The 9,913-nt window shown below is 29.2% G+C and carries 5 protein-coding genes; all 5 read left to right on the forward strand.

Going from position 1 to position 9,913, the window contains the following annotated elements:
* The first annotated feature begins 138 nt into the window (after window positions 1-138).
* The 5 genes from UDIV_RS01025 (at window position 139) to UDIV_RS01045 (ending at window position 9,667) form a co-directional block, all read left to right on the forward strand.
* Complete coding sequence (locus tag UDIV_RS01025) at window positions 139-2,334, forward strand: MAG6410 family transglutaminase-related lipoprotein (protein WP_038102043.1); 2,196 nt, start codon at window positions 139-141, stop codon at window positions 2,332-2,334.
* A 179-nt stretch (window positions 2,335-2,513) separates the two neighbouring features.
* Window positions 2,514-3,794 carry an ICP22 family protein gene (locus tag UDIV_RS01030; protein WP_038102045.1) on the forward strand — a complete coding sequence of 427 codons (1,281 nt, stop codon included), beginning with the start codon at window positions 2,514-2,516 and terminating at the stop codon, window positions 3,792-3,794.
* Window positions 3,795-4,159: 365 nt separating this feature from the next.
* Window positions 4,160-6,484: an MAG6410 family transglutaminase-related lipoprotein gene (locus tag UDIV_RS01035; protein ID WP_038102047.1), complete on the forward strand. Its 2,325-nt coding sequence runs from the start codon at window positions 4,160-4,162 to the stop codon at window positions 6,482-6,484.
* Between the two features lie 173 nt (window positions 6,485-6,657).
* On the forward strand, window positions 6,658-8,070 hold the full coding sequence (locus UDIV_RS01040; RefSeq protein WP_038102053.1) for a hypothetical protein: 1,413 nt from the start codon (window positions 6,658-6,660) through the stop codon (window positions 8,068-8,070).
* Window positions 8,071-8,245: 175 nt separating this feature from the next.
* Window positions 8,246-9,667 (forward strand): GA module-containing protein, encoded by a 1,422-nt coding sequence (locus tag UDIV_RS01045; RefSeq protein ID WP_038102056.1) that lies wholly within the window; start codon window positions 8,246-8,248, stop codon window positions 9,665-9,667.
* The last annotated feature ends 246 nt before the right edge of the window (window positions 9,668-9,913 follow it).

The raw sequence follows: 9,913 nt of genomic DNA on the forward strand, positions 1-9,913 counted from the left end.
ATTATAAATAAACAACTAAAGTTAATTAAATAACAAGTGGTACTATTTTTGATTAGTTTTATATTTATTGTGCTATATTGTAATATCTTAGAACTTTTCTAATTATTAATGGTTCTAATTACTAAAGGAGAATTGATTATGAAAACTAAAAAGAAAATCATTATCTCTACTTTATTATGTAGTGCTGTTTTAGTACCAATTATTAGCTTGATAGCAAGTTGTAAGAATGAACAACAACAAAGTGTTAATCAAAACCAAGTTCTTGTTAACAAAGAAGATAATAATAGAACTAAATCAAATGACAAGAAAACTAATTCTAAATTAGATGATCAATCTAAACTAAAAGCACAATCATTAGTTGATAAATCTACTTCATCTAAGCAAAAGAACAATTCTGTTGTAGATTCTCAACCAAAACAAAATAGTTTAGAAGCTAATAAGGTTGGTGATGGTTTTGATCCAACAAAAACTAATTCTGCTTTAGTACCTACTACACTTAGTGAACAAGAAGTAAAAACAAGAATTTTAAGTACTAAGCATCTAGCAGTTAATTATTATTCACATCCTGATTTTAAACTTGAAAGTAATTATGTAACTGTTTTAGGTGGAAATGATGATTCTAAAAAACAACCAGCTAAATTACAATTATTAACAAGTGATAATAAAGTTGTTGATGGTGTACGATGATTTATAAGAGTTAGATATCCAAATGATCAAGTTTTTAGTAGTGAAACAAAAATAGAAAACGGAATCATTGATCTTAAAAAAGATGGGACAGTTTATGGACTATCTTATGAAGGTAATGATAAAGTAGCTGAGGTTTGAGCTGAATATCAAGGATATTTATATAAAGCACAAGTAAGAGTTTATTCAAATAGTGAAACTATTAATGAACTAGAAATGATACAAACAAGAGAAGCCGCTAAAGAGATTACTAAAGATTGACATCATTTATCTGATTTTCAAAAAGCTCTTAAAGCTTATGAGTGAATGACTAAGAATGTTAAATATGTTGTTCGTGGTGATTTAGTTAGTGATCAAACACCATACTCATCACTTGTTGAAAAAGCTTGTGTATGTTCAGGATATGCTAAAGGTTATAAGATGTTACTTGATGAATTAAATGTTCCTTCTCGTTTATTAGTTGGACCAGTATTTAAAGAGTATCACATTTGAAATCTAGTTGAAATCGAAGGTAAATGATATCATGTTGACCCTACTTGAGGAGCAAAGAATGCAACAAAAAGAGCAAACAAAGAACAAGAAACAATTTATAATTACTTCTTATTACTTGATGAAGACTTTGCAATGGGTCGTCAATTTAACAACCCATTTACTAAAGAACAAATGGGGACAAAATATCGAGCAGCTAAAATGAAGAATTTTGCTATCGATGAGACTGATATTAAAAGAGTGGTCCACAAAACCTTTGCTAAAAAAGGTGAAAATGATAAATGAGTTTCAATTCTAACTCCTTGACAATTTAATAATAGTGAATATCTTGAAAAGATTATTAAACAAGAAACAGGCACTAATATCAAACCAAACCAAGGTAGATTTTCAATAAGAAAAAATAACTTTAGAGATTATCGATTCATCCTTGAAAAACCATTAAATAAAACTAACTTCAAACAAGAAAACTTATCTATTAGTACAACAGCTAATAGTTTTAGTGATTATATTATTAAAATCAAAGCTAATAAAGAGATTAAATTAGGTTTAGAAAACATTGAAGTTGAAAATGCTTTTGTTGATAAGTTTGAAGAAACAAATGATGGTTATTTAGTTTATTTAACTAATTTTGATAAACCAAATGGATCAAACAATGTTAAGATCGATATCTTTAAAATTGGATATGATTTTAGTTTAGATAAATCTGAATTAACATTTAATGTATTACAACAAGATACACCAAAAGCTGAATTTAATGCTACATCTAATTCATCTGCTATTTTATTTAATGTCGATTCATCAATGCAATATCGAACAATCATTGGTGATTGAATAGATATTACTTCTAATCAAGTTGAATTTAATAACATAGGGACTCTTGATATTTTAGTTCGTAAAAAAGCTGATGCTAAACATATGGCTTCTAATATTCAATATATTGATGTATCTAAAGCAAGAGATATTTATAATGATGTTAAATATGTTAATAATCAATTGATTGGTGTAGATAGTAGTATGGAATATAAATTAGTTAATAGTTCTGAATGAAAAGATATAACATCAAATAGATTAGTTGGTTTAAAAACAGGAACTTATGAAGTTAGAATCAAACCAAATGGAACACAATTAGCTTCAGATCCAGTCCAAGTAGTTGTTAGTTAATTTAGTTTTTATTAACACTTCTAAAAATTAATATTATTGGAACACTAAGGCACAAAGTGCCTTTTTTTTTTTTTTTTGGAAGGAAAATAAAAATCATAGAATTCGTTCGTATTTCAAATGAATCCAAGCTTTGATAAAAGGAATTTTAGACATAATTTACTATCAAAGGATTTATAAATATGAGTAAATTCAAATACAAAAAAGCATTAACTCTAACGGTTGGTGCTATTATGGCAGGGGTTAGTGTTATTGGAGTAGTTGCAGCTTGTGCACCAACAAAGGCGAAACCAGCTAAACCCACTGAAAAGAAAGTAGAACAGCCACAAACTAGTGGAACTGAATCTTCAAAAACAGGTAGTGGAAGTGGAAGCGCTACAACTGGAACTAAACAAGGTTCTGAAAATAATACAACTACTCCATCAGCAGGTTCAACTAATACAAATCCAGGAGCAACACAACCTACAACTCCTGAATCAGGTTCAAAAACTAAACCTGAAGATTCTAAAGGTTCTGGAACTGATTCAGAATCTAAAAAAGATGACAAAACTGAAAATAAACCTAATCTTGGTTCTGACCCTTCTAATGGTTCTGATGATACTAATAAAAAAACCGAAACTGAAGGAAAAGTTGAAGAAGGTAAGAATGATAACACACCTAAAACAGCTGAAGAAAATGGTACACAATCAGATACACCAACTGAACCACAAGCCCCACCAGCCGCTAATAGTGGAAGTGATTCTACAAAAAAAGATATGGAAGCAGACCCAGGAAAAACTGATGCGAAAAAAATGGAAGGTTCAGGAAGCGAAGATCCTAAAGCAATGGGTGATACAAGTGGTTCAAATAATGAACAACAAAATTCAGAACTACAATTAAAAACTAAAAAAGATGAAGCTAAAGCATCAATTTCTAAATTAAGTAACCTTTTAGCTAATGATAAAAAAGAATTCGAAAAACAAATTGATGCAATTACAAAGCCAGAACAAATAAACCAAATTAATGATATTTTAAAAGAAGCAACTAATAAAGACACTGAACGTAAAAACAAATTAACGCCTACTAATAGTGTCTTAAACTATGATGCAACAAATAAACGAAATTATCTACGATTTGAATTCAAAACATCTAAGGAAACTTTTGATAAGATCAAAAAGCAAAAACTAACCTTATTACTTCAGGTTCGTGGAAAAGATGGAAGCCAGTATAATCCAGTAACAGATGCTGCAGCTACATGAAACGATGGTTCAAATATAGTTTATATTGGCACTAAAGATGGACTATATATACTTAGAATTGAAACAAATAGTTATTTTGTTAAAGAATTAAATTCTCCAGAAGGATATTACAAGCTTATAAGTTTATTATATATGGAAAATGATAAAAAAATAGAATTATTAAACCAACCATCTCAAGAAATTGAAGTAAGCTATAGTAATACTGCTTCAGCACCTAAAGCATAATATTTTTTCTAAATGAAATATCAATAACCAAATACAATAAAATTAGTACACACTACTTAAAGGTGTGTTCTATTTTTATATCAAAGTATTTAAATTAGAAGTCATATTTTTTAAATATAACCAACAAAAAATTTTCAGCTATTAAATTAAATTTAATTTAGTAGCAACTTCAGAACCTAAATAAATCAGCTTATATAATTGTGAAATAAGCCATTTTTTCTTTTTACATTAAATAATAAATATCAAAGATAATTGATTAGTATATGGTAGTATTTTTAGCTATTTTTAAATTTATTGTGGTATATTGTAATATCATAGATATTATGTAATCAATAATAGTTTTATTTACTAAAGGAGAACTGGTTATGAAAACTAAAAAGAAAGTTATTATCTCTGCTTTATTATGTAGTGCTGTTTTAGTACCAATTGTTGGTTTGATAGCTAGTTGTAATAATGAACAACAACAACAACAACAACAACAAAGTGTTAACCAAAACCAAGTTCTTATTAAACAAGAAAACAATACTAAAAATACTAAAAATACTAAAACTAAATCAAACCTAAATAAAACTAGCCCTATCTCAAAAGAACAACCTAAAGTAAAGAGTGAAACTTTAGTTAAAAAATCTTTTGATTCTAACAACAACAATAATAATAATAGCTTGGAAGACAACTCTAAAACAAAGAGTAAAACTTTAGTTAATAAACCAACTACACCAAATCAAAATAACAACAGTGTTGTAGTAACTAAACCAGAGAATTCACAACCAAAACAAAATAATATACAACCAATTAAGGTTGCAAGTGATTTTTATCCAAAACAAACTCAAGAACCTTTAGCTTTTAGTACACTAAATGAACAAGAAATAAAAGCTAGAATTTTAAGTACAGATCAATCAACAGTTTCTTATTATTCACATCCTGATTTTAGACTTAAAACTAATTATGTGATACTTTTAGGTGGGAAAGATGATTCTAAAAGAGAGTCAACTAAATTAGAATTATTAACAAAGGATAATGAACCAGTAGATGGGGTGCGATGATTCATCAGAACAAGATATCCAACTGATGATGTTTTTAGTAGTGAAGCAAATATAAAAGATAGTGTCATCACTCTTAAAAAAGACGGAACAGTTACTGCACTATCTTATGATGGAAATGATAAAGCTGCTGAAGTTTGAGCAGAATATAAAGGTTATTTATATAAAGTTGTAGTAAGAGTTTATTCTGATACTGAAACACTTAATGAATTTGAAATAAGAGAATCAAAAAAAGTTGCAAAAGAAATCGTTAAAGATTGACATCATTTATCTAATTTCCAAAAAGCTCTTAAAGCCTATGAATGATTAACTAAGAATGTTAGATATGAAGAAAGTGAAGATCCATTTAGTGATCAAACTGCATACTCAGCACTTGTTAAAAGAGCTTCTGTGTGTACAGGATATTCTAAAGGTTATAAGATGTTACTTGATGAATTAGGTGTTCCTTGTACTTTTATAACTGGGCGATTAGATCATCAGTATCATATCTGAAATGTAGTTGAAATAGAAGGTAAATGATATCATGTGGATGCTACCTGAGGTGCTAGAAGTGCAAGTATATCACTTAGTAATGAGCAAGAAACAACATACAATTACTTCTTAATACGTGATGAAGACTTTGCAAAAGGGCGAACATTCACTAATCCATATACTAAAGAAGAAATGGGTACAAAATATCGAGCCGCTAAAATGGAGAATTTTACTGCTAATGATATTGATGTCAAAAGAGTAATTCATAAAACATATACTAGAAAAAATGAAGAAGTTAAATGACTTACAATATTAACTCAATGACAATATAGAGATATTGAACATCTTCAAAAGATTGTTGAGCAAGAAACTAAAGGAAAGATTAATCAAGATACCGGATCGCACTCAAGCATACCAGAAAACTTCAATCAATTTAGATTCATTGTTGAAAATCTACCAGATAAGAACACCTTTAAAAAAGAAAACCTAACTATTAGTGCAATCAAAAATAATTCAAGTAACTACATTATTAAAATTGAAGCTAATAAAGATATTGAATTAGGTTTAGAAAATATTGAAGTTGAAAATGCTTTCATTGATAAACTTGAAAAAACAGATGATGGTTATTTAGTTTATTTAACTAATTTTGATAATCCAAATGAACCAAATAAAGTTAAAATTGATATCTTCAAAATAGGTTATGATTTTACTTTAGATAAATCTGAACTAACATTCAATGTATTACAACAACCAAAACCAAATGCTGTATTTAAAGCTTTATCTAACTCATCAGCTATTTTAACTAATGTTGATTCATCAATGCAATATCGAACAACTATTGGTAAATGAATAGATATTAATTCTGATAAAGTTGAATTAAATGATATAGGAACATTAGGTATTTGAGTTCGTAAAAAACCAGATACTAATCATATGCTTTCATATGTTCAACATATTAATGTTTCTAAAGGAAGAGATATTGATAAGGATGTTAAATATTACAACAACCAAATCATTGGTGTAGATAGTAGTATGCAATATCGATTAGTTAATAGTTCTGACTGAAAAGAAATAACAACAAACCGATTAAGTAATTTAAAACCAGGAACTTATGAAGTTAGAATCAAACCAAACGGAACACAACTGGCTTCAGACCCTGTTAAAGTAGTGGTTAGTTAAGCTAACTTTCTAATACTTTAAAAATTAACTATATTGGAACACTAAGGCACAAAGTGCTTTTTTTTTTTTTTGGAACGAAAATAAAAATTATAGAATTCGTTCATATTTCAAATAAATCCAAGCTTTGATAAAAGGAATTTTAGACATAATTTACTATCAAAGGATTTATAAATATGAGTAAATTCAAAAATAAGAAGGCACTAGCTTTATCAGTTGGTGCTATTATGGCAGGGGGTAGTGTTATAGGGATAGTTGCAGCTTGTGCACCAACGAAAGCCAAACCGAATAAACCTACTGAAAAGAAAGTAGAACAACCACAAACAGGTGGTAATCAATCTTCAAATCCTGGAAGTGGAAGTACTATAGCAGGAAGTAAACAAGGTTCAGAAACTGGTGGTTCAACTAATACAAACCCAGAAACTGGAAGCACTACAAATACAACTAAACAAGGTTCTGAAAACAGCGGAACTACAAATTCATCAGGTGGTTCAACTAATACAAACCCAAATAACTCTGGTTCTGAAAATGGTGGTTCAACAACTGAAGCTTCTCCTAAAAATGAAGCAACTCCACCAACTGATTCTACTACTACAACTAAACCAAAAAACGACACTAAAGAAAACAACCCAAGTCTAGGTTCACAGGATGGCTCTAGCACTGATAACAAAGAGAAACAAAATACACCTAATCAAGGCAGTGGCGGATCATCTAACCCTACAGAAGAAACTAGAAAAGATAATCCATCAGAAAACTCTGATCCAAAAGATGGAATGAGTAGTCAAAATAAATCTGAAAAAGATGATAAGCCAGAAGTTGATAAAGGTTCAAATATGCAATCTGATGACACTAATGCTAACGGCAAAGAAACACCGATGACTAAACCAGCTCCAACTGCTAGTCTAGCTGAAGATGCTATGTTGGTTAAAGTTGAAGATAAATATCAATTAGTTTTAAATGTCACAAATGCTGATGGTAAATTCATAGAAGTTGAATTAAGAAAAAAAGATGCTAGCGAAGAAGAAGTTAAAAAATCAACAAAAGTAAAAGTTACATCTGATAAAGTTACTGTTGATTTTACATCTTTAGAACCATCAACTAAATATAAAATATCATCTATTAAATTCTATGAATCTGATGAAGCACAAGAAGCAACAAATATTGTTTTAGATAATGATTTAACTACAAAAGAATTAGTTACAGAAGCACAAAAAGAGATTAAACAACCAGAATTTAATAAGGACAAAATGGTTGTCACAGCATTTGAATATGAAAAAGGCGGGAATGATAAATATTATTTAGCCCTTACTCTAAAAGCAAATAAGGAATTATTTGATAAAATCAAACAAAAACACTTAAGACTAGAACTTAAAAATGGCAATTTATATCAATATGACGAAACTAAAACATCTAATTTATTACCAAGATGAATTAGTGAAAAAAATGGAGAAGTAACATTCAAAATTTTTCCATCATACCCATGAGGGAAAGTTAATTTCACAATAAATAAAATTTGAGAATACGATAAAAAAGAAGAAAACAATTTGCTAGCTACACCTTTTGAAATAATTAACAAAGAAGAAAATTAATACTAAAAACACCGCAATAAAAAAGACACTAAACCGGAATATTCGGAATCAAAGTGCTTTTTTTTTTTTTTTTGGAAAGAAAATAAAAATAATAGAATTCGTTCGTATTTCAAATAAATCCAAGCTTTGATAAAAGGAATTTTAGACATAATTTACTATCAAAGGATTTATAAATATGAGTAAATTCAAAAACAAAAAAGCACTGGCTTTATCAGTTGGTGCGATTATGGCAGGGGTTAGTGTTATAGGAGTAGTTGCAGCTTGTGCACCAACAAAGGCGAAACCAGCTAAACCCACTGAAAAGAAAGTAGAACAACCACAAACTAGTGGTACTGAATCTTCAAAACAAGGTAGTGGAAGTACTACAAATCCAACTGGTCAAGGTTCAAATAGTGGTGGAACAACTAATGCTAATCCAGGAAGTGGTAACACTACAACTCCAAGTGGTCAAGGTTCAGAAAATAACACAACTAATCCATCAGCTGGTTCAACTAATACAAACACAGAAACCGGAAGTACTACTAATACAACAAAACAAGGTTCTGAAAACGGTGGATCTACAGATTCATCAGGTGGTTCAACTAACACTAACCCAGGAAGTGGGAATTCATCAAATCCAGGAAACCAAGGTTCACAAAATGGCGGATCAACAGAGGGGTCAAATGGTTCAACTAACACTAACCCAGGAACTGGCGGAGAAAACAATGGATCACAAAGTGGTGAAACACCAGATTCATCAAATAGTTCAACTAACACTAACCCAGGAACTGGTGGAGAAAATAGTGGTTCACAAAATGGCGGATCAACTGAAAATACTAAAAATAAAGAATTAGAAAATAAGAAAAAAGAAATTAAAGAAAAAATTTCTAAATTACCTTATTTATCTGAAGCTGATAAAAAGAGCTTCAATGACCAAGTTGATACTATTACAGATCCTTCTAAGGCTAATGAATTAGATACAATATTCACTAAAGCTCAGGAAAAAGATAACGAAGAAAAAGTTAAAAAAGAAGAAGCTGAAAAGGCAAAAGCTTTTGAAACTAAGAAAAATGAAGCAAAAGACGCAATAACAAAATTAAATAGTCTTTTAACCAGTGATAAAGAAAAATACAAAGAAAATATTGATGCAGTTGTAAAAATTGAAGAAGCTCAAAAAATTGATCAAATTGTAAAAGAAGCCACTGATAAAAATAATGTACGTAAAAACAAATTCACTCCAACTAAAGCTTTACTTGAAGTGTTTAATGATCATAACTATTTAACTTTTGAATTTAATACTTCTATTGAAACATATAATGAATTAAAAAATAAAAAGTTAATTCTAGAACTTGAAGTTGCTGGAGAAGATGGTCTAACACATGTACCTAGCCCTGATAGTGCAGCAGTTTATGGTGAAGAACCAAATCAATACTATATAATTGGTGGCGTACAAAAAGATGGCTTAATTAATGTTAGAATTGGAACTCATAGTTATTTTGATGCTTCAACAAATTCAAAAAAAGGAAAATATAAACTTACATCTTTATACAGAGCTGATGACGGAAAGAAAACTAACTTATTAAACGAATCGTCTAGCGAAGTTAAAATAACTTGATAATTAAAAATATTTTAGTTAAAAGATTAAAACAACCTACTAACTTATAATATTGATTTCACTAATGATGTTAATTTCATATACAAAAAACCGACTGGAAAAGTTGGTTTTTTCTTTCTGATAATTTATATTTTTATCAAACAGATAACAGAGAACGGATTCATAAATAACAAAAAATACTAATCCTAAAAAATATCTTTAACCGGAACATTTACACACAAAGTCCTTTTTTTTTTTTTTTGAAGCACG

The organism is Ureaplasma diversum NCTC 246 (genome assembly GCF_000731915.1).
Lineage (GTDB): Bacteria > Bacillota_I > Bacilli_A > Mycoplasmatales > Mycoplasmoidaceae > Ureaplasma > Ureaplasma diversum.